Consider the following 21,597-nt stretch of genomic DNA (forward strand, 5'->3'; position numbering starts at 1 on the left):
GGTCCATATGAGCTCAATAGCGTATATTTCCGATGAAAAGATGGTTGAATATCATCGAACTAATGGAAATCAAACTGTGAATTTTTGGAGACTAAGTCTTAAAGGATTCGAGCGGTTTGATGTTGGTGACTTGCTTTTTTTCTTAGACAAACGGTATACACATCCTCAAACAAAAGAAAAAGGGATTATTGGTTATGGACGCGCGAAAACAATCCGTACCATGAGCGTGAGACGAACATGGGATCAATATGGAACCATGAACGGATATACCTCTTATGATATGTTTGAAGAAGCGATTTTAAATCGAACTAAAGATAATAAATTACCGAAACAAATTCAAAGTATTGAACTCGAAAATATTAAGTTCTTCGCGGCTCCTATCTATTTACATGAAGTCGACTTTAAGCTAACTAAACGTCTCGAATCGTTTACCTATCTTGAAGATGAGGAGAACAGTATTGTATTGAATTTACTAAACAAAGGACTGGAAATAGGCATTGATGAATGGTTTACTAAAGTCCATAAACACGCACTAAGTGTAAAAGATATCAAAGAAGATATCGATCACCAACGGTTAAGAGATGTAATCGCAAGTATACGCGCGGAATGGACTCAGATACAAGAAACTATGATTCCTTCAAATGAAGAAATATACAAAATTGGTTCAATAGGGTATACATATAATGGTAACAAGAAAGCCTCTGTTTTATTGCCGTGTTCTTCAATTAAAAACCAAATCTATCCATTGTTGGGTATTTCCTGGGTAATAAAAAAAGAACTTGATGATTTCAAGTTCTCGATTGCCTTATGTACTAAGAATCAAAGTGTTTCACAACCTTACCAAGATCTTATTCAACGGATGAATTTAGAGCTCGTAGATATTTAGGTTTTGAGGCTTTATATTGAATTCCTAGGGATTTAAGCGTATCAAGGTAATGTGGGTACGCTTTTTCATTGCTTTCATGGAGTTCATATTCCAATTCGAAATCAGAACCATTTAAGAAACGGGTATAGTCTAAACACCACACGCCGTAGATATCAGAATATTCATATCGAACCGTATTACTAAATGCGATGACTTCCATTTCATTCACGTCAATTGATTTTGTGTTCAAAAAATCAATGATTCGTTCATCCATAAGTGACTTTTCATTTAAGGTAACCTCATATTCCAATACACCTTCTTCTTGTGGCACCTTTAATGTGAATTCGTAAGTACTTCCAATTGTGCGAATACGACACATGGAATGTTGTTTAAATAATGAACCTTGAGGCGTATCATAATAAGTATTCTCTTGATACTTTGGATCATTAAAAGGGAAAGAATCTAAAAGAAGATTAAATTCATCCTGTGTAAGTTGCGTTTTATATTCAATTTCGAGATGTTGTTTCATACATCTATGGTACAATAAGTTCAAAGGAAAAGGAAGTGGATTATGAAACGTTTCACACTTGTTCAACGTGGTGATGCTGCGTCACAAGGTATTTGCATGAAGATACGCGATGCGCTTGTGGAAAATAATTTTGTATTTGATTCTGAAAATCCCGAACTCATTATATGTGTTGGAGGAGATGGAACACTCTTAAAAGCGTTTCATGATTGGATCCATATAATTGATGACGTAGCTTTCGTAGGAATTCATTCAGGAACCCTTGGTTTTTCTACGGACTATACAAAAGATTGTGTTGATCAATTCATTAAGGATGTCGTACATAATGAGCCTGTTATTGAAGAAAAACCTATTCTTGAAGCGCTCTGTATCAATGATACTCGAGAAATTCATGTCTGTGCTTTAAATGAAATACGTGTTGAGAATATCGTTAAAACACAAGCTTTAGAGATATATATTGATGATTGCTATTTCGAAACCTTTAGAGGTAATGGTGTTTGTATCTCAGGTCAGTATGGATCTACGGCGTATAATCGTTCTATTGGAGGTGCAGTAATTTTTCCAGGATTGGACTTATTACAACTTACCGAAATATCAGGAATTCATCATCGTTATGCACGCAGTTTGGATTCGCCCTTAATCATGCAACCTGATTCAAAGATTATTTTGAAAAGTGATTCGTTTGATCACGCTCTATTATGTTATGACCACTTACATGAACATCTAGATGGCATTCATGAGATTAGAATATCGAGTTATCCCAAAGTAATGCGCTTTGCTCGTTTCAATGATATTCCACACATTCAACGGTTAAATGCATTGTTTTAAAATGAAAAGAAGGTATGACAATTAAGTCACACCTTCTTTTTTAATGTTTATGTAGATTGACGGTTTCACTATACATATGCAGTGCAACAGCAATCGGTATCATATAGGATACTAATGATGATCCCCCATACGATATAAAGGGGAGTGTAATTCCTGTAATTGGAAGAATACCAAGAATCATACCTATATTCTGTAAATCTTGGAATACAATCATACCAATAATCCCCATCATCATATACCGCTCTTTTGATAAATTACTTCTTAATGTATTAACTACAAGTTTAATATCAAAAGCAAACGATAAGATAACGACCAACGAAGCACCCAGGAATCCAAAGTTTTGCGAGATAACTGCGAAAATAAAATCGGTTTGGGGTTCAGGGAATTGTGCAATTACAGATCCTAAGGGATGTCCTGTTAGTCCAGCAGTCCCAAGAGAAAGCAATGCTTGGAAGAGTTGATATCCATAAGACTGTGGATATTTCTCATAATCCAGCCAACCGTAGAAGCGGGTAAGACGGTAATGGGTTGCTCCACCACCAAGAATGGTATTTAGCAATTCTTGATTATTATAGTAGAGCCACACGATACCAAGTAGAAGTCCAAGAGCAAGCCCTACAATAACAATAAACCACTCTCTTCGAACACCGGATAAGAAGAACATTGTAGCAAGACTGACAAGAATTACGATTGGTACACCCGTATCGGGTTGGAAAAATATAAGAATAAAAGGTGGAAGAACATACTTAATCATTTTATAGATTAATTCAAAATCACTTTTGAATGAATATTCTGTTTTTAAAGTGTTATGGTCATGAATTGTATTGGCTGTTTTGATTACGAGTACGATTTTCATAAATTCACTCGGTTGGAAGGAACCAATACCAGGAATAGAATACCAAGCATGTGTACCGTTTATTTCAGCGGCAAAGGGTATATGAATCCCAAAGCGTAAAGAGAGTACCCGTGCTATGACGAGACCGAGTAGACATACCATCAAAATCCAATAGGCAATGTCCACTGCAGTGAAGATACGGTCGACACCGATTTTGAGGAGAAAAGCAACGACTCCAAGACCAACGACAATCCAACTAATTTGCTTAATGACTAAATTGACACCGCCATCTTGGTTCATAAGTGGTGCTGCAAGATGAATTGCAACGAGGCTTATTCCAAAAAGTGCAAAGAGCAAGACAATTAAAGTCACATCAAGGGTGAAGTGTCGTTTGCTTTCATTTATAAATTTGTTCATCGTGCCTCCTTTTGCGAATGAATGTAATAGTGTATAATAGAATGGAAAAGTTAGAGGTGCTCAAAATGAATCGTCTTCAGACATATTATGAACAGTTACAACTCCCATTGAAATCATTATTCTTGGGTTGTTTCTTGATTACAATCGGTTCTATTATAGCAAACCCATATATCGTAATGATATTTAAATTTAACAGTCCACTATTTGTTACAGCATCGAAATTGTTGTTGTATGCTGGTGGTATCATTTTATCATATTTTCCACTGTATGTTTTTATTAAATTGTTAACGCATCGAAATGATGAAACCAATGTTGTGGTTACAGGATTCATTTCATATTTAGTATTTTTAGTTGTGATGACCTTATTGTCACCAACGACTTCACCTAAAGCTGCGTATTCAGACATTCTAAACATTACAATTGGAAACGAAACATATGGTTTGTTTAAAACAGGAATTTTTGGCTTCTTAGCCGTATTATTAGTGGTTCGATATAGTTATCGAAGCCATAAAGAAACAACTGGATTTTCTCAAGTTTCTTATTTAGATAGAGATACAATTAAATTAGTAAATTCGATTATTGGTTCAGCAATCGTAGGGGCGATTTTTGCATATGGATGGCCTATGTTTGTTGATGGAATATACAATGCATTGAAATTTATCTCTTCTGATTCACATAATCCTATGAGTCTCTTTGCCTATGGAGGCTTAGAACGTCTTTTAACACTCGGTAATATTCAAACAATGATGCATCAGGAAATCTGGTTGGGGTCATTGGGTGGATCATGGATGAATATCGGTGGAGAAACGTTTGTGGGAGATGCTAATATATGGACTGCTCAACTTAAAGAGGGTCTAAATATGATTAGTGGTGCTGGACGCTATACAAGTGCATATTATGTACTTAATTTATTTGCAATTCCAGGTTATCTTCTTGCAGTAATTTCAACAATCTCAAATAAAAAAGTTTTAAAGAAGAATATTTCACTCTTTATTATTGTAATTTTAACATCAATGCTTGGCGGTATTATTTTCCCAGTTGAATTATTAATGCTCTTAACAAGTCCGATTCTGTATTTCTTCCATCTCTTTATGACCGCATTTATTTATGCGATTCTTGTAGGTTTTGGAGCAACTGTCGGGTTCTCTTATTTGGGATCATTAACAAGTGCAACACCCGGTAACCTCATTGACTTTATTGGGCTTATGAGAAATACAGTCATGTTTAATAAAATTATGATTATTCTATTAGTTGGTATTATTACATTTATTATTTACTTTGCAATGACCCGTTTCTACTATAGTAGAATGGCAATTGATGTCTTAAATGTTGGAAGTAAAAAAGAACGTGTTAATGATTTCATTGAACGACTTGGTGGTCTTGAAAATATTGAAGCAATATCAAGTACACCAACTCATATACATGTTGCATTGCGTGATCGTGATGAATTAAATGTTTCGGGGTTACACCGTCAAGGTGTTACGCGTATCGTTGAAACACGACAAGGATTTACACTTTCCGTTGGATCTTCATCGTATATGTTACAACGTGCTGTAAATCGTCATCTTGATGCGCTCCCTAAAGAGGAAATTGAAGAATGACTAAAGCAACATTAACACCAATGCTACAACAATATATGGACATAAAGAAAAACACCAATGATGCGTTGGTGTTTTATCGCTTGGGAGACTTCTATGAATTGTTCTTTGAAGATGCAATTACCGCATCGAAAGTCTTAGATCTTGTCTTAACCGCACGATCAGCAGGTAAAGATCAAAAAGCGCCTATGTGTGGTGTTCCACATCATGCAGCACAAGGTTATATTCAAAAATTAGTAGCAGCTGGCTATAAAGTAGCGATAGTAGAGCAAGTTGAAGACCCTAAAGAAGCGAAGGGAATTGTAAAACGAGATGTAGTTGAGATAGTTACCCCAGGTACTTATTTTGAGATGGATGATAACGAAACACGAGAGATTGCTTCAATTACGCTTGATTTGGTTTATGCAACGATTGTAAGTTGTGATATTGTTTCGGGTAATTTACGCTCAATTCGTGTTATGAATGATTTCGTCGAAATTATAAAAGTACTCCAACAATTTCAAGTTAAAGAAATTGTCGTTTCGGAACATTTTGATGCTAAGATTATCAATGAAATTAAAAATAAAACTGAAATATATGTCTCATATCAAGAAGAATTGGCAGAGGATATCCAACATCAAGACCCTACAATCCGCAAAACACAAGCACGCTTAATTCAATATCTCATTTATACACATAAACGAAGTCTGAATCATCTGTCTAATGTTGTCGTTTTAAATGATGAAGCATATCTACGTATGGATTATGCAACTATGACGAATCTGGAACTCATTGATCATCAAAAAGGTAAAGAATTATCACTATTTCACTTTATTAATCGTACTAAAACAAACATGGGGGCACGTGCACTTAAAGAAATGTTGATGCAACCTCTGGTTAGTGTTGAGTCAATTGAGAAGCGTCACCTCCAGATAGAGACGCTAATTGAAGATTATTTACTTGCAGATTCATTAAGTCATAGTTTGAAAGAAACCTACGATATTCATCGTGTTATTGCCCGTTTATCAACGGCTAAACATAATGCACAGGATCTTGTTCGTTTGAAGAAGACATTAGGTACATTTAAACAAATGCAAGAAACGGTTGATGGCATCGATTGTTTTAGTTTTATGCTTGTCGATCCACTTTTAGATGTATATCAATTATTGGATACACATATATTAGATGATGCTCCGGTTGCTCTTAAAGAAGGTAGAACTTTTAAACAAGGGATTCATACCGAATTGGACGAGTTATTAGAACTTTCAAAAAACGGAAGAAAATGGCTGGTCAATTTTGAGGCGGAACAACGTGAAAAAACGGGTATAAAAAACCTAAAAGTTGGTTACACCCGAGCATTTGGATATTATATCGAAATTACTAAAGGTCAAGTCGAGAATGTTCGAGATGATTTTGGTTATATTCGAAAGCAAACCTTGACGAATGCAGAGCGATACATCAGTGAAGCATTACAAGAATACGAACTTAAAACAAGCCAAGCGAGTGAACGTATTTTGGAAATAGAGCATGAACTTTTCGATAAAGTGACACATTATATTTCCCAATATACTTCGGAAATTCATAATATTGGTTCAGCAATTGCATTGATGGATGCCTTATTATCACTCTCTGAGATTTCATCTTTACCTGGATATCAACGACCTCAGTTTGTTTCTGGAAATGTCTTAGATATTAAAAATGGTAAGCATCCTGTTTTAGAGTCTACATTAAAAGATCATCAATATATCGCTAGTGATGTATTAATGGATACAAGTCGAAATACTTTAATCTTAACGGGACCCAATATGGGTGGTAAAAGTACTTATATGAGAATGGTTGCACTTAATGTTATTTTGGCGCAGATTGGATGTTATGTTCCTTGTGAAACAATGACATTAAGTCTTGTAGATCAAATCTTTACAAGGATGGGTGCAAGTGATGATATTCTCATGGGTCAATCTACTTTTATGGTAGAAATGATGGAGGCTCAGGCTGCTTTATCTCGTGCTACGAAGCATTCGTTAGTTCTATTTGATGAAATTGGACGTGGTACTTCGACTTATGATGGAATGGCACTGGCGCAAGCGATTATCGAGTATATTAATAATTCGATTCAGAGTCGTACGATTTTTTCCACACACTATCATGAATTGGTGACATTGGAATCAATGTATGATGGCATTAAAAATATTCACGTCGAAGTTCACGAAGAAAATGATGATGTGACATTCTTATACAAAGTAATTGATGGACGTGCAGATAAATCATATGGGATAAATGTAGCACGGTTGGCGCATCTGCCACAAAGTATCATTGAGCGTGCAAAACATAACTTAGAGATTCTTGAGTTATCAAAAAGTCGCTTAGATATTGATTCAAAAGTTTTAACCGTGGAAATTGAACCGCAAGGTTATAGTGTTGTTAAAAATAAATTGCAGAGCCTGGATGTGAATCAATTAACACCAATTGAAGCACTCATGGTTCTTTCTGAATTAAAATCAATCATTGAGGACAAAGGCAATGAATAAAATCAAAGTACTGGATACACATCTAACAAATATGATTGCTGCTGGTGAAGTTGTAGAACGTCCAGCCGGAATTATCAAAGAACTTGTAGAAAATTCAATTGATGCGAATGCTACAAGTATTGAAGTGCGCATTGTTGAAGGTGGAATGGGATTAATTGAAGTAAGCGATAATGGTGAGGGCATGAGTGGTGAAGATTTATCTCAAGCCTTTGAACGTCATTCAACGTCTAAAATTAAAAGCGTTCTCGACCTAAATACGATTTCATCATTTGGATTTCGAGGTGAAGCCTTGCCGTCGATTGCATCTGTAAGCCATGTTGAGGCAATCTCGAATGATGGCGTCGAAGGACATCGAATGATCATCGATAATGGAGTTAAAAAGGTAAAAGAGAGAGCAGCTCGCAATCAAGGCACAACAATCTCTGTTTCGAGTCTCTTTCTTAAAACACCAGCACGATTAAAACATATTAAAAATGTTCATTATGAAACGTCTATTGTACTCGATACAATTCAAAAGTTCGCGATGGGTAATCCTCAAATATCATTCACACTTTATAATGAGGACAAAGTAAGTTTTAGAAGTTATGGAAGAAATGACCTTGCAGATGTTTTTCATCGTGTTTACGGTGCACAAGTAACCCAAGATACACAGTTATTTAGTGCAGAAAATTATGATTTTAAAATTGATGGTATTATGGCGCTTCCACAACACAACCGAGCGAATCGATATTCAATTTGGCTGTATATTAACAATCGCATGATTCGTTTTCCTAAGATACAGAAGGCGATTGTTGATGGATATCGACGTCATATGCCTACTGATCGCTATCCGATTGTCGTGATGAACATCCATGTTGATCCTCAGTTAGTAGATGTGAACGTTCATCCTAGTAAATGGGAGATTCGTTTATCTAAAGATAATGTTCTTGTGGAACTTATTCAGGATTGCTTTTCATCAATTTTAGATAAAAATATGCGTCCTCAACGCGTAACATTTCCAAGTCCTGTTCCCGTTCAGACCGATATAAAAGAAGCTCTACTCGGTGAACCAATGCCACGATTTGAACCGCTCATTGAAGAACCAAAGAAAATATATGTAACTGATTATATGCCTGATTCATTACCAATTTCAGATTTTAAACCGCGTGAAATTGGACCTCAATTGGAATCAGAAAAAATTGAACCTCTTACTGTTTTATCACAGATGAGCGGATGTTATATTCTGGCTCAAGGGGATCAGGGACTCTATATTATCGATCAACATGCAGCGATGGAGCGTGTTCGCTATGAGTACTACCAAAACAAAATGCTTAATCAAAATAATCCAACGCAAGATTTTTTAATTCCATTAATTATTGAAGGACGCAAGCCTATAATCGGTCGTGTTAATGAAATTAACCAAATACTCAAAGAATTTCAGCTTGAATTAGAAGTTTTTGGAGAAGATGCGTTTGTTTTAAGAAGTACGCCTTTATGGATTGAAGAAAAAGTTGTTTCAGAATTTATTCATGAAGTTTTAGATATGTTTGAAGATGAGCGAACAATTCGTGAAGAAGATTTACGTCGTAATGTACTTGCAACCTTAGCCTGTCATTCTTCAGTACGATTTAATGAGTACATGTCAATGGATGAGATGACTGAGTTGGTTCGACAACTTAGAGCCTGTGAACAACCTTTTAATTGTCCACATGGACGACCAACTTTTATAACAGTTGAGCACAAACAACTCATCAAGGAGTTCAAACGATGAAAAAAGTAATTGTCATTGCAGGTGTTACTGCTTCGGGGAAATCAAGTCTCGCAGTTTCATTAGCAAAAAAAATTAATGGAGAAATCATTAGTGCTGACTCTGTCGCGGTTTATAAGGAATTGAATATTGGTAGTGCTAAACCAACCGTTGAAGAACAAGATGGTATTGTTCATCATTTAATAGATATTGTTTCAATTACGGATTCCTATCATGTTGCACGATTTCAAAAAGAAGCGCGCGAGGCAATCGATTTAATCGTAAGTAAGGGTAAAACCCCCATTGTAGTTGGGGGAACTGGTCTGTACATTAATGCTTTACTAAATGACTACAGATTTAACGAAGAACGAGAGTTACCTCAAATTGATGAGTCCTTATCCAATCAAGAATTAATGCAAGAACTCATAGAACTTGATCCCGTAACAGCTGAAAATATACATGTAAACAATCGCAAGCGTCTCATTCGTTCATTACAAATGGTAAAAGGGATGAATTTACCCAAGTCAGATGTTAATGAAAATAAAGGAAAAACACGTCTTTATGATGCTCGTATATATTTTCTACAAGGAGAACGCGCCAAACTGTATGAGCGTATCAATAAGCGGGTAGATAACATGATGGATCAAGGGCTTCTGGATGAAGTGAGTAAACTGGGAACAGAACATCAGGATTTATTTTCACTTCAAAGTATGCAATCAATCGGTTACCGTGAGTTTAATGAGTATTTCCAGGGGAATAACTCAATTGATGAAGTTCAAGAACTGATAAAGACTAATACGAGAAGACTTGCGAAGCGTCAAATTACATGGTTTAAACATCAAACCGAAAGTATTTGGATTGACGTATTTAACGAAGATCCTCTTGAATTTGTACTAAGTGATCTAGAAAAGTGGTAAATCCACTTTTTTTTAGGAAAATTTTTTGAAAAGGCACACCTATTATAGGGGTGTAATATGAAAGTTCAAAAACTCACAAAACTTTACAAAAACAATCGGGGAATTAAGGATATTTCGTTTGAAATCGGTGAGGGAGAAATCCTAGCCGTATTAGGTGTAAATGGAAGTGGAAAATCGACATTGTTTAAAACAATCACTGGTTTAATTCGCCAGGATTCAGGAGAGATTTTTGCCACTGAAATTGGCTATATACCCGAGAATCGTTCTTTATACAAAGATATAACTGTTAAGGAACATCTTGAACTTTATGCAAGACTCCATAGCATGGAGTTTGGTGATATTGAATCAAACATCGAATATTGGATGAATTATCTGGAAATAGGCATGTATCTAAATTCAAAAATTATGACGCTTTCAAAAGGGAATCAGCAAAAAGTTCAAATTTTATGCGGACTTATTCATGATCCGCAAACAATAATTATGGATGAGCCACTAAGTGGTTTAGATATTCATAATATGAGACTCATCAAAGGCTTGTTGCGCAAGCTTTCGAAAAGCGGAAAGTCGATATTGATATCAAGTCATCAATATGAAGAGGTTGAAGAAGTTTCAGATTATATTCTGATATTGAAAGACGGCGTTATGAAGAAGTATGGATCCCTTAATGATCTAAAAATTCAAGCAGGGATAACTTACTTAATCGTGGAAAAAGAACAATATTACGATATTAAACATCTTGGATTGGATTATAAATTCGTGGAAGATAAGGTGTATGTTATTATTCATGAAAAGAACACATTGAAAAAAGTATTGCCGCTTTTGATTGAAAAGCGGTTTGTTGAAAAAATTGTAATTGATTCTGTATCTTTAAAAGAAATGGTGGAGATGACTTATGAAGACGCTTATTAAATTTTCGATTAAGCGACGCATGATGAATCGAGCTACAGTTTTATTCTACGTAATTGTCTTTACTGTGATGGGATGTCTCTTGTTTGGTGATAAATTTATATCACTCCTCTTACCAAGTGTATCGGAGCCAAGCTCAATCAAGACAATAGATATTGATTGGCAACGCTTTTCAGATGGGTTTGAGAAAATTATTAAATATGATGAAAAAGCTCCTATAATCATTAGTAAAAATGATGGTTTCTATACCATTCAAACAGAAACACCACTAGGTCCAACTGAAAAAAGCACACTTGGGCTAATTATTGATAGCTATGAGAACGGAAGTCATGAAAAGCCCATAGTCATTTACAAGACGACATCAAAAAATAATCTTAATCTAGAAATTGTTTTTTCGATACTCACAACATTATATTTCCTCATTACATCGTTAAGTTCGTCTGCAATGAGCGAAGTAATAATGGAAAAAACATCAAATGTTTTAGAGATGGTGTGTTCGGTAGTTCAAGTTAAAACCTACTTCATTACGAAGGTGGTCTTAGGTTTAATAATGATGTCGATTCAATTATTAAGTCTCGGTATGATTTTTGGATTTTGGATATGTGTACGCCAGGTATATGATCAAGGCGAAGGATTAGTTGAATTATTACAAACACTTGGAATTCTTGATTTTGAAGGAAGTACGTTTTTGGATATTATGAAAAATTTAAACTTATCGCAATCTGATTATTTAAGTATAGGGTGTGCATTTTTAATACTCATGGTAGGAATTGCAACGATTCAAATAATTTTACTTGTTCTCGCTGTACGCATTCGGTCTATTGAAGAAGCTGGGAGCGTCCATGGACCGCTCTACTTCTTAATGTTATGCATCTATTATCTTTCTATTTTTCTCAACACCCGTTATCAAATGACTGAAGGATGGGGAGTCTATTTATCACTAACACCTTTATTCAGTATGTTATTTCTCCCACTTCGTGTGCTTGTGTATGATGTAAGTAAGTATGAAATCGCCTTTTCGTTTGCGACTGCAATTGGATTTTTCTTGCTCGTATTTGAGTTTTCGAAGTACTACAGTGAGATGTTTATTTTTGACAATGATACGAAAAAGATTGACTAAAACCCTCTAATGTATTACTGTGTTAATACATTAGAGGTGAATAGACGATGTTAAAACTAGATAAAATAACAAAAAAATATGGCGATGTTGAAGCGCTTAAAGGCGTCTCTTTGACATTTAGAAAAAATGAGTTCGTTTCAATTCTCGGTCCTTCTGGATGTGGGAAAACAACGATGTTGAATATTATCGGTGGACTTGATCGATATACAAGTGGAGATCTCAATATTTCTGGAATCTCGACGAAGAACTATAAAGATCGTGACTGGGATTCTTATCGCAACAGTTCAGTAGGATTTGTATTTCAATCTTATAACTTAATACCTCATCTTACAGTTCTTCAAAACGTTGAATTGTCATTGAAATTATCAGGAATTTCAAAAAAAGAAGGGGAATCCCGTGCTCGTACTGCTTTAGAAAAAGTAGGATTGGTGGACCATTTGAATAAAAAACCCAACCAATTATCGGGTGGACAGATGCAGCGTGTTGCGATTGCTCGTGCTATTGTAAATGATCCTGAGATTATCCTTGCGGATGAACCTACGGGTGCTCTTGATAGTAAAACAAGTGTTATTATCATGGATTTACTTAAAGAAATTGCACAAGATCGTCTTGTAATCATGGTTACCCATAATGCGGAACTTGCACATGAATACAGTAATCGCATTGTGGAATTGTTAGATGGTCAAATTATAAGTGATAGCAATCCTTATGATGCAGATATAAATAGTGAAAAACTTGCTAAGCGTAAACGTACAAAAATGCCTTATATGACAGCATTGGGGCTTAGTGGAAAAAACCTTTGGGCTAAAAAAGGAAGAACCGTACTTACTAGTTTTGCAGGAAGTATTGGAATCATTGGTATTGCATTAATTCTTGCACTTTCTTCTGGGTTATCAAATTCAATTAATAAAATGCAGTCGGATACATTGGCTACATCACCGATCACCATTGGATCATCTGATTTTGATTTTTCAGGTCCTATAGTTACAGAAGATACGACGGATTTGAATGAATTCCCTACAGACTCTAAACTTCAAATCTATGAACCTAAAGTTCAAACAAACGTTATAACAAACAATATTACCCAAGAATATATTGACCACGTTAATAAACTCGATTCCGATAAATATATTTCAATTCAATATATTCATAAAGCGAATATGAATATGATTCGTAAATCAGGTGATAAATATGTACATGTTCAATCAAGTTCATCCCACATGGGAGAATTACTTGATAACGAAGACTTCAACAACGATCAATACGATATTCTTGAGGGCCGTATGCCTAAAGGCGATAACGAAATGATTTTGGTTGTTGATAACTATAACCGAATTGCAAAAGAAACGGTTAAAGAACTTGGACTTGGTGATTTAGATGATAAAGTTGATCTAAAATCTATAGTAGGTCAGGAATTCAAATTAGTTCAAAACAATGATTATTTCGTTAAAGATGAATTTGGACTTTATCGAGAAGCAAGTCAGCAAAATTATGAAACAATTTATGGTAGCGAAAATGCGAAGACATTATCGATTGTTGGGGTTATGAGACAAAAAGAAGATTCATCATTCCAAATGTATCAACCAGGATTATATTACCGTTCTGACTTAGTAAAATCATTCATTAAAGATTCTATAGATTCAGAAGTAGTTAAAGCACAAAAAGAAGTAGGTAAAGAGTACAGTGTTGTTTCTGGAATGGGATTTGAAGGTCATCCTTTCAAAGAAGCTGATGCGCTCTACAAAGATCAACTAGAAGAACTTGGATCCTCTTCATTGCCACGAAACATTTCAATCATTCCGGCAGACTTCGAAGCTAAAAAAGAAATTCGAACACATCTTGATGCCTATAATACAGACAAAAAAGATGCTGATAAGATTACATATAGTGACATGTCAGAAATGATTACAGGTGTTATGGAAACTGTTGTTAATACGATTTCATATGTATTAATTGGTTTCTCATCAATTTCCTTAGTGGTTTCATCATTGATGATTGGAATCATCACATATGTATCCGTAATTGAACGAACAAAAGAAATTGGTGTACTTCGTAGTTTAGGAGCACGTAAAAAAGATATCTCACGCGTGTTTAATGCTGAAACGTTCTTAATTGGATTTGTATCCGGTACATTAGGTATTGTAGTCACATACCTCCTAACCTTCCCAATTAATTCGATTATCTATAGCCTAACAAAAACAGAGAATATCGCTGTTGTTAATCCTTTACATGCTGTGATTTTAATCATTATTAGTATTATCCTTACATCCATTTCTGGAGTAATCCCTTCAAGAATGGCTGCTAAGAAAGACCCAGTTATTGCTTTAAGAAGTGAGTAGTGAAAAAGACATCCTTAAATTGGATGTCTTTTTTTCGCTCAATAACCAAACTCAAAAAAAAGAAGTCCTTCTAGACTTCGATTTTTTTCATATATTGAAATGCGAGAGAACCGATCCCAACATGAACACTTACTGTTGAAATTAACTCAGTCACATAAATTTCTGTGTTTGGGAATGCTTCTTCGAATTTCTTAACAGTTTTATTAAGTTCTTCCTTTGCATCCACATCCACAATCGTAATTTTATATGTTTCATCAACGCCTGCTTCTTGCATCGCTTCAATGACACGATCAATTGCTTTGGACATCGTTCGAACTTTATCAAAGGGTTCAATGATTCCTTTCGTATCTTTATTGAGATGAAGTATTGGTTTTATTTTGAGAAAACCACCAAGTTTTGCGGCGAGAGGAGAAAGTCTTCCACCTCGTGACAGATGCGCCAAATCGTCAGGAATAATAAATGTGTTGCCATTATTGAGTGCTACATCAATACGTTCCTTAATTTCAGGAATATCATATCCTTGATCAAGAAGTTTTCGAGCAGCAACTGCACAATCAAGTTCAATTGATGCAGCTGTAAAGCAATCAATGAAAACAAATTCAATATCCACGAATTGGGCTGCTGTATTCATTGCGCCAATAGTTCCAGAGATTCCAGTGGTAATAGGTATCGCAAGAATCCGTTCATAACCTTGAACTTTAATCTCTCTAAATAAGTCTTCAATCATGCCAAGTGCTGGTAATGATGTTTGAAGCATAATATTTTCCCTCATGAGGGCATTAACCTGATCAATTGAAATTTCAACACTTTCAAGTGAAGCATCGTCCTCATTGATGATCTGTAAGGGTATCGCGAAAAGACCATCCATTTCGATATTTTCATTATAATAATTACTACTACTATCGACAATAACCGCAGTTTTCATAATACAACCTCCAAGTACTATCATTATACACTAATATTGATAGGCATACGACCTCACTTGATATATTTATCGGTTTTTGGAATCCATTGAATTGCGACAGTTCCGAGACCTGCATGCGTTGCGACTGCAGCTGGTAAGTCCATAATATATGCATCATGAGTACCAAATGATTCGGAAATCGCATCACGAAGGCGTGTTGTTATTTCTTTCGCATCGCTGTGTAAGTAATAAAAATCATATGATTCAGGTGTAACGCCTTGTTCTTTCATATGGTTAATTAACAGTTCAAAAATCTTAGTTTCTGTACGCGCAGTTCCAAATTTTTCGATGGTTAAACCATGGTTTTCAAGATATAAAAGGGGTTTAACTTTTAAAAGTGATGCAAGAGTCGCAGCATGTTTTGAAATTCGTCCACTAACACGTAATTGATCTAAGTTTTGTGGATATACAAATGACTCGGTGCGTAATAAAAATGTATTGATTCGTGTTATCATCTCATCGATTGACACGCCGTTAAGTTCCATAGCTCTTATAAGTTTTACGGTTTGTTGAACGGGACCACCTAAAGTAAATGAGTCTACAACATGAATCTCGCATCCATCTACATGTGATGCGGCTTGATTAAAGGCACTGTAAGTACCTGATAGATTCGAAGAGAGTGTTACCGCAAGAATTTGATCATGTCCTTCATCACGAATTGCTTCAAAAAGATTGATCAATGAACCTAGGTTAGGTTGAGAAGTCATAATCTTTTCCTTCTTAGACAGTAATTCATGAACCTCTTCTTTTGAAATGGTTTCTTGATCTAAATACTCAGTGTTGTTATGGATTAAAGTTAATGGCGCAATAAAAACGTTATACTTTTTAATTTCTTCTGGTGTGAAACAAACTGATGAATCACAGACAATCGCTAATTTTTTCATACATATCCTCCAATGAGAGCATTATAGAATATAATACTTTGAATGTCAAACTATTATATTCCTTTATGAAAGAACCAAAATGATTTATAATACATACATGGAACAATTAGACTATAAAACAATTCAATCAGAAGTAATTTCGGAACAAGAAATCAATAAATCTAAATTTATTGGCTTTTTAGCGCCAATTCAATCTGAAGAAGAAGCAAAGGCATACTTAAAATCAATTAAAAAAATGCATCCAAAAGCAACGCATCATTGTAGTGCTTATCGAACGGGTGAGATTGAACGATCAAATGATGATGGCGAACCTGCATCGTCAGCAGGATTACCGATGCTTCAAGTCCTTCGCGGTCACAAACTTGAAGGTGTGATTGCAGTTGTGGTGCGATACTATGGTGGGGTCTTACTTGGGGTTGGTGGTTTGATCAGAGCTTACGGATCAACTGTCTCGCTTACGATTGAAGAAGCGGATTTATTAGCACCTCAGAAAGTATTTACGATGGATCTCTCATTTCCGTATGAGTTTATTAACGATGTGGAACTCCACATTACAAGTGTTGGAACGGTTTTAGATCGTAACTATGATTCGTTAGCACGTTATCAAGTACGCGTAACGCATCCAATGTTATTGGAACCGTTAAATGATTTAACCCGTGGAACTATAAGTAAAAGTATTATTAAAGAATCAATTGAGTTTATCTAGGAGGTCTTGATTATGGATATCAAAACAGAATTAAATCATCATGGCATAAAATCAACACGTCAACGTGAAGCGATTTTAACGATTTTAAAAGACAGTGATACACCCATCACAATCAATCAAATTCGTGAATCATTGGATGCAGTTGGAGAATACATGGACTTATCCACGATTTATCGTGTTTTGGATGTCTTTGAACAAAAAAATATTATAACCAAGACAGTGCCACTTGAGCCATCGCAAAGTGTATATGACTATAAACGACATATTCATAAACATCACCTTATTTGTACCCAATGTGGAACCATCACAATTATTGAGGGATGTCCACTTGGAGATTATGAAGGTAAAGTTGCGCGTGATAGCGGGTATATTATCGATCGACATCAATTAGAACTCTACGGGTTATGTCCAGAGTGTCAAAAAAGTGCTTAGCACTTTTTTTTATGCATAATCCTTTCTTTTATAACATAGTGTAGTAATATGTTAATAGAGGTGAAACTATGAAAACATTAAACAATATATCAATCAAAAACGTCGTACTTAAAGTTTTAGACATTGAATCAATGCAATCTTTCTACGAAAAAACATTAGGGCTTACAGTTCTAAATCAACATAAAGAGAGCGTTGTTTTAGGAATTGATCACATTCCGTTACTCACATTAAAGACTTCCAATCGTTATGAAAAACCTAATCAAAATTACAGTGGACTTTATCATATGGCATTTTTATTGCCAGAGGAAGCGTATCTTGGGCAATTCATTAAACACCTGGTTGCTTTAAAACAACCGATTACTGGGCTTGGAGATCATCTTTATTCACAAGCTATTTATCTGAATGATCCCGAAGGAAACGGTATTGAGGTTTATGCGGATCGTCCACGATCGTCCTGGATTATCAACAACAATGGAACGATTGTAGGTGGAACAAGAGCGGTTGATGTAGAGGGACTTATGCGTATTGCTTATCCTCAACCATGGAGCGGAATGCCTGAGCATACTATCTTGGGACATGTTCATCTCCAAGTATCAGATATTGAGGGTGCTCGTAGTTTTTATTTGGATCGATTAGGCTTTGAGCTTAAAACGGAAATGCAGAAGGCACTTTTTGTTTCAAGAGATGGATATCATCATCATATAGGGATTAATGAATGGGCAGGACCCAATATTGCGGATTTACCTGATAATACAAGTGGTATGGAATCATTTACAGTGACGACACCTTCATTTACTACTTACAGGAAAGAACTCATTCAGGCTGGCGAGAGGATTGTTGATTTAGATGAAAATCATTTTAAAATCATCGACCCATTTCACATAAACATTATCTTCGAGAAAATTTAATATGATATAATAGGTATATGAAAAACTTAGAAAACAGAAATGTGATTGGGATCAAGGCAGGTATAGTGGGGATAGTCTGTAACTTGATTCTTTTTACCTTAAAATTAATCATTGGTACCTTATCGCATAGTTTTGCGATCCTTGCGGATGCAATTAATAATTTATCCGATAGTTTATCGTCGATTATCACCATTGTTGGATTTAAAATTGCTGCGAAGCCTGCAGATAAGGAGCATCCCTATGGCCATGAGCGTTTTGAATACATTAGTGGTTTTGTGATATCAATCATTATGCTTTACTTAGGTGTCGATATCATTAAATCATCCGTGAAGGATATTTTAAATCCTATGCCTATGCAAATGAGTATGGCTATGATTTTTGTATTGGTGTTTTCGATTATGATGAAGTTAGGAATGTCGTTTTATTATGCAAAGAAAGCTAAAGCAGCAGATTCTGATGTACTGGTTGCGAATGCGAAAGACAGTCAAAACGATGTATTCATAACAGGGTCAATCTTATTATCTCTTTTTATACAATATTATTTCGATTTGCGTATTGATACGTATCTCGGGATTATCATTGCAGTGTTTATCATCTATTCATCAATTACAATGCTTCGAGAGTTTATGAACGAGCTTTTGGGTAGTAGACCGGACACAGATACCTTATTAAAGGTAAAACAAATTTTGTGTGATAATCCTAAGATTGAAGGATATCACGATGTGATGATTTATAACTATGGTAAATTTCATGTATATGGTGTTGTGCATGTAGAAGTGGATGCTAAGTTATCATTAATTGAAGCTCATAATATCATTGATGTGATTGAACAGAAGATTAAGAAGGAAACAAATATTGACCTTGTAATTCATTTAGATCCTTTAGATATGGATAGTCCGGAGATATTAAATATTCAACGTGTAATTAAAAAATACTTAAGAGAAGCGTGTGATGGATGTAAGTTTCATGATTTACGTATAATTAACCACGTACTTCGGTTTGAAATTGTTCTATGTGATGCACTGAAGCATGAACCCGAACGAATTAAACAAGAAATTACAGAGTATTTAAGAAGTGAAGGAATCAAATATGATTTAGAAATTACGATGGATACGGATCAATTGATTTAATAAAAACGTCTTGGTGATATAACCAGGACGTTTTTATTAGGAAAATGTAGCGAAGACGCTAATTGACCAAAGTGTAAGTGGATAAATAAGAATGAGTGATGAAATAAGTGTTCGAAGCGAATCGGAGTTTCTAAATTGAGAGAAGGGTATCAATAAGATACTTAATGAATAAAATGGATTCAGTAAGAATGATAGTACCAAAGACAGAATCACCCACCCAAATACTTGATGATTATAAGAATTTCTAAAAATATATAGAATACTAAGAAAAGCGATAACGATACTAGCGTGTTTAATAAACTTATAAATGAGAAAGAGTACAAAAGGTAACAGGAACCAACCAATCAATTGGAAGGTTGGATATTTCTCGGTAATAAAATATTCATACAAATATAAGAGTAAGAAGACTAAGAAAAGTGTAAAACATAAATTTGCATGTACTTGATACTGTGGTGCTAGGACAAAAGCGTTGAATAGTGCATTAAGTATAAACACAAGTGTGCTACCAGCAAAAAGCCAATAAAGCATAATCTTTCTATTTTTTGAGGCATAAAAACTATAAAAGCTTAATAATGCAAGGAGTGGATTGATGAGTAGTAAGAAATTTTTATATTGACTAATCGATTCAAGTAGTGTGGACAAAGTATCAACTCCTTCTATAACTATGATAGAAAAACATTGAAATTTTAGCCATTGAATTTACTTACATCTAACTTACAATGTTGTAAGTTAGATTGTACGGTAATTATAAAATTCCTTAACCTTGTTTTTTCGAGGAAGTATAAAGGCAATTAATGCAAGAAGGTAGAATACCTGTGCAAAAAGATGAACTTGGGGAATCGGAAAGTATTCCGCAAGAGCACCAAACACAACTTGACCAACCATTCCAGCTCCTGAAACAAGAATAATGAAAAAGGAATTAACTTTCGCACGATATTGTGCAGGGACATGTTTTTGGACGGAACTTATTCGGATATTTGCACTATTCATCCCTAATACACCAAGTGTCATGCGAATAAGAACCATAAAAGGAAATGACACAAAATAGAAAATACTCTCAAGTGTGATAAAAAGAATATAGACAGAGACAGCGATTGCATAACGATGATTATCCTTAAAAATAAGAATACTGTGAATCAACCCTCCAATCAAATAACCAAGACTTGCGAGGGACTGTAATGTGGCAAAATGAGTTTCGTTTAGAGAAGCACTCGACATGAAGAATGGGTACATTAGGGTTGATGAGGCACTTGAGAAAATCACAAGCGCAAAGAACATGAATACAGAACGAAGCGCGCGATCTGATTTCAGATAGAGTAGACCTCCATACAAATCATTAAATAAATCACTTAAGGTCGTGTTATCGGAACGAATATAGTCAAATTCCGTATTTATCGTATACTCAATTAGTACATCAATAAGTGTTAGAAGAGAATATGCAAAGAATATGAAAGCCAAGCCAAAATAGCGATAAAGCATGATAGCAATTGGTGTGACGATAACACTACATAAAGGGTGAATGGTATTGAGAATTGCATTAGCTCGTGAAAAGTTTTCGGGCAGGATGATTTGAGGGATGATGGACTGAGAAGCAATTGCGGAAATGTTTCCCAAAGAACTGATGGCAAGAATTATCAACAAATACGAGTAGTAATTAAACGGAAAAAAATAAACGTATAGTCCAGAAAAAACAAATACTATAAGTAAGATCGATTCGTTAGTTATGAGAACTTTGAGTGGGTTTTTACGATCAATAAGAGGCCCTATGACAAGTGGCAGCATTAAATTGGGAATCATAGAGAGTGCTGCAAAGATTCCAGATAGTAAAGTCGATTGCGTTTGGTCAAAGATTATTAAGCTTAGGGCAAGGTTAAGACCGATACCACCCATTTCTGAGAAAATAGTACCTAAAAATACGCGAATAAAATTTTGATTCCATAATGGTTCATGCATAGAAAAGCCTCCTATATCTATTAAACACGTTTTGTT

At 35.1% G+C, this 21,597-nt stretch carries 18 protein-coding genes; 13 read left to right on the forward strand and 5 right to left on the reverse strand.

All coding sequences use genetic code 11. The features are described from left to right. The first annotated feature begins 7 nt into the window (after positions 1-7). Entirely contained in the window at positions 8-886 is an 879-nt protein-coding gene (locus LLS04_RS03360) for a hypothetical protein (RefSeq protein WP_323611927.1), read from the forward strand. Here LLS04_RS03360 and LLS04_RS03365 read toward each other — a convergent pair. Beyond that, positions 849-1,394, reverse strand: a complete 546-nt coding sequence (locus tag LLS04_RS03365) for a CYTH domain-containing protein (RefSeq protein ID WP_323611928.1) — start codon at positions 1,392-1,394, stop codon at positions 849-851. The two genes, LLS04_RS03360 and LLS04_RS03365, sit on opposite strands and share 38 nt — an antisense overlap. Before the next feature lie 42 nt (positions 1,395-1,436). Here LLS04_RS03365 and LLS04_RS03370 point away from each other — a divergent pair, with 42 nt between their 5' ends. Next, positions 1,437-2,219, forward strand: coding sequence for an NAD kinase (locus LLS04_RS03370; RefSeq protein ID WP_323611930.1), 783 nt, complete (start codon positions 1,437-1,439; stop codon positions 2,217-2,219). A 40-nt stretch (positions 2,220-2,259) separates the two neighbouring features. Here LLS04_RS03370 and LLS04_RS03375 read toward each other — a convergent pair whose 3' ends face one another. Continuing rightward, entirely contained in the window at positions 2,260-3,471 is a 1,212-nt protein-coding gene (locus LLS04_RS03375; RefSeq protein ID WP_323611931.1) for an FtsW/RodA/SpoVE family cell cycle protein, read from the reverse strand. A gap of 65 nt (positions 3,472-3,536) precedes the next feature. Here LLS04_RS03375 and LLS04_RS03380 point away from each other — a divergent pair, with 65 nt between their 5' ends. From LLS04_RS03380 to LLS04_RS03410, 7 genes are read left to right on the forward strand one after another with little or no spacing between them, the layout of a single operon-like run. Further along, entirely contained in the window at positions 3,537-5,072 is a 1,536-nt protein-coding gene (locus LLS04_RS03380) for a PTS transporter subunit EIIC (RefSeq protein ID WP_254007067.1), read from the forward strand. Next, entirely contained in the window at positions 5,069-7,576 is a 2,508-nt protein-coding gene (gene mutS / locus LLS04_RS03385) for a DNA mismatch repair protein MutS (protein WP_323611933.1), read from the forward strand. Before LLS04_RS03380 ends, mutS begins: the two co-directional genes overlap by 4 nt. Beyond that, the gene (mutL, locus tag LLS04_RS03390) at positions 7,569-9,326 is read left to right on the forward strand and encodes a DNA mismatch repair endonuclease MutL (protein WP_323611935.1); all 1,758 of its coding nucleotides are present in this window, start codon (positions 7,569-7,571) and stop codon (positions 9,324-9,326) included. Before mutS ends, mutL begins: the two co-directional genes overlap by 8 nt. Further along, positions 9,323-10,219 carry a tRNA (adenosine(37)-N6)-dimethylallyltransferase MiaA gene (miaA, locus tag LLS04_RS03395; RefSeq protein WP_323611937.1) on the forward strand — a complete coding sequence of 299 codons (897 nt, stop codon included), beginning with the start codon at positions 9,323-9,325 and terminating at the stop codon, positions 10,217-10,219. Before mutL ends, miaA begins: the two co-directional genes overlap by 4 nt. A gap of 57 nt (positions 10,220-10,276) precedes the next feature. After that, positions 10,277-11,128, forward strand: coding sequence for an ABC transporter ATP-binding protein (locus LLS04_RS03400; RefSeq protein ID WP_323611940.1), 852 nt, complete (start codon positions 10,277-10,279; stop codon positions 11,126-11,128). Beyond that, positions 11,112-12,245, forward strand: a complete 1,134-nt coding sequence (locus tag LLS04_RS03405) for an ABC transporter permease (RefSeq protein ID WP_323611941.1) — start codon at positions 11,112-11,114, stop codon at positions 12,243-12,245. Before LLS04_RS03400 ends, LLS04_RS03405 begins: the two co-directional genes overlap by 17 nt. A gap of 47 nt (positions 12,246-12,292) precedes the next feature. Further along, entirely contained in the window at positions 12,293-14,584 is a 2,292-nt protein-coding gene (locus tag LLS04_RS03410; RefSeq protein WP_323611942.1) for an ABC transporter ATP-binding protein/permease, read from the forward strand. Positions 14,585-14,654: 70 nt separating this feature from the next. Here LLS04_RS03410 and LLS04_RS03415 read toward each other — a convergent pair whose 3' ends face one another. Both LLS04_RS03415 and LLS04_RS03420 read right to left on the reverse strand, forming a co-directional pair. Further along, the gene (locus tag LLS04_RS03415) at positions 14,655-15,509 is read right to left on the reverse strand and encodes a DegV family protein (protein ID WP_323611943.1); all 855 of its coding nucleotides are present in this window, start codon (positions 15,507-15,509) and stop codon (positions 14,655-14,657) included. Between the two features lie 53 nt (positions 15,510-15,562). After that, a complete protein-coding gene (locus LLS04_RS03420) occupies positions 15,563-16,432 on the reverse strand; it encodes a DegV family protein (protein ID WP_323611945.1) in 870 nt (289 codons plus the stop codon). 79 nt (positions 16,433-16,511) lie between these two features. Between LLS04_RS03420 and LLS04_RS03425 the strand changes: the two genes are divergently transcribed. The 4 genes from LLS04_RS03425 (at position 16,512) to LLS04_RS03440 (ending at position 19,608) form a co-directional block, all read left to right on the forward strand. Further along, complete coding sequence (locus LLS04_RS03425) at positions 16,512-17,138, forward strand: IMPACT family protein (protein WP_323611946.1); 627 nt, start codon at positions 16,512-16,514, stop codon at positions 17,136-17,138. A 12-nt stretch (positions 17,139-17,150) separates the two neighbouring features. Continuing rightward, positions 17,151-17,570, forward strand: a complete 420-nt coding sequence (locus LLS04_RS03430) for a Fur family transcriptional regulator (protein ID WP_003774120.1) — start codon at positions 17,151-17,153, stop codon at positions 17,568-17,570. 68 nt (positions 17,571-17,638) lie between these two features. After that, a complete protein-coding gene (locus LLS04_RS03435; protein ID WP_323611948.1) occupies positions 17,639-18,478 on the forward strand; it encodes a VOC family protein in 840 nt (279 codons plus the stop codon). 17 nt (positions 18,479-18,495) lie between these two features. Beyond that, positions 18,496-19,608, forward strand: coding sequence for a cation diffusion facilitator family transporter (locus tag LLS04_RS03440; RefSeq protein WP_323611949.1), 1,113 nt, complete (start codon positions 18,496-18,498; stop codon positions 19,606-19,608). A gap of 729 nt (positions 19,609-20,337) precedes the next feature. On the opposite strand, the gene LLS04_RS03445 is transcribed toward LLS04_RS03440, so the two are convergent. Beyond that, positions 20,338-21,561 carry an MFS transporter gene (locus LLS04_RS03445; protein ID WP_323611951.1) on the reverse strand — a complete coding sequence of 408 codons (1,224 nt, stop codon included), beginning with the start codon at positions 21,559-21,561 and terminating at the stop codon, positions 20,338-20,340. Positions 21,562-21,597: the final 36 nt, after the last annotated feature.

Source organism: Erysipelothrix enhydrae, assembly GCF_035066605.1.
Taxonomy (GTDB): Bacteria; Bacillota_I; Bacilli_A; order Erysipelotrichales; family Erysipelotrichaceae; genus Erysipelothrix; species Erysipelothrix amsterdamensis.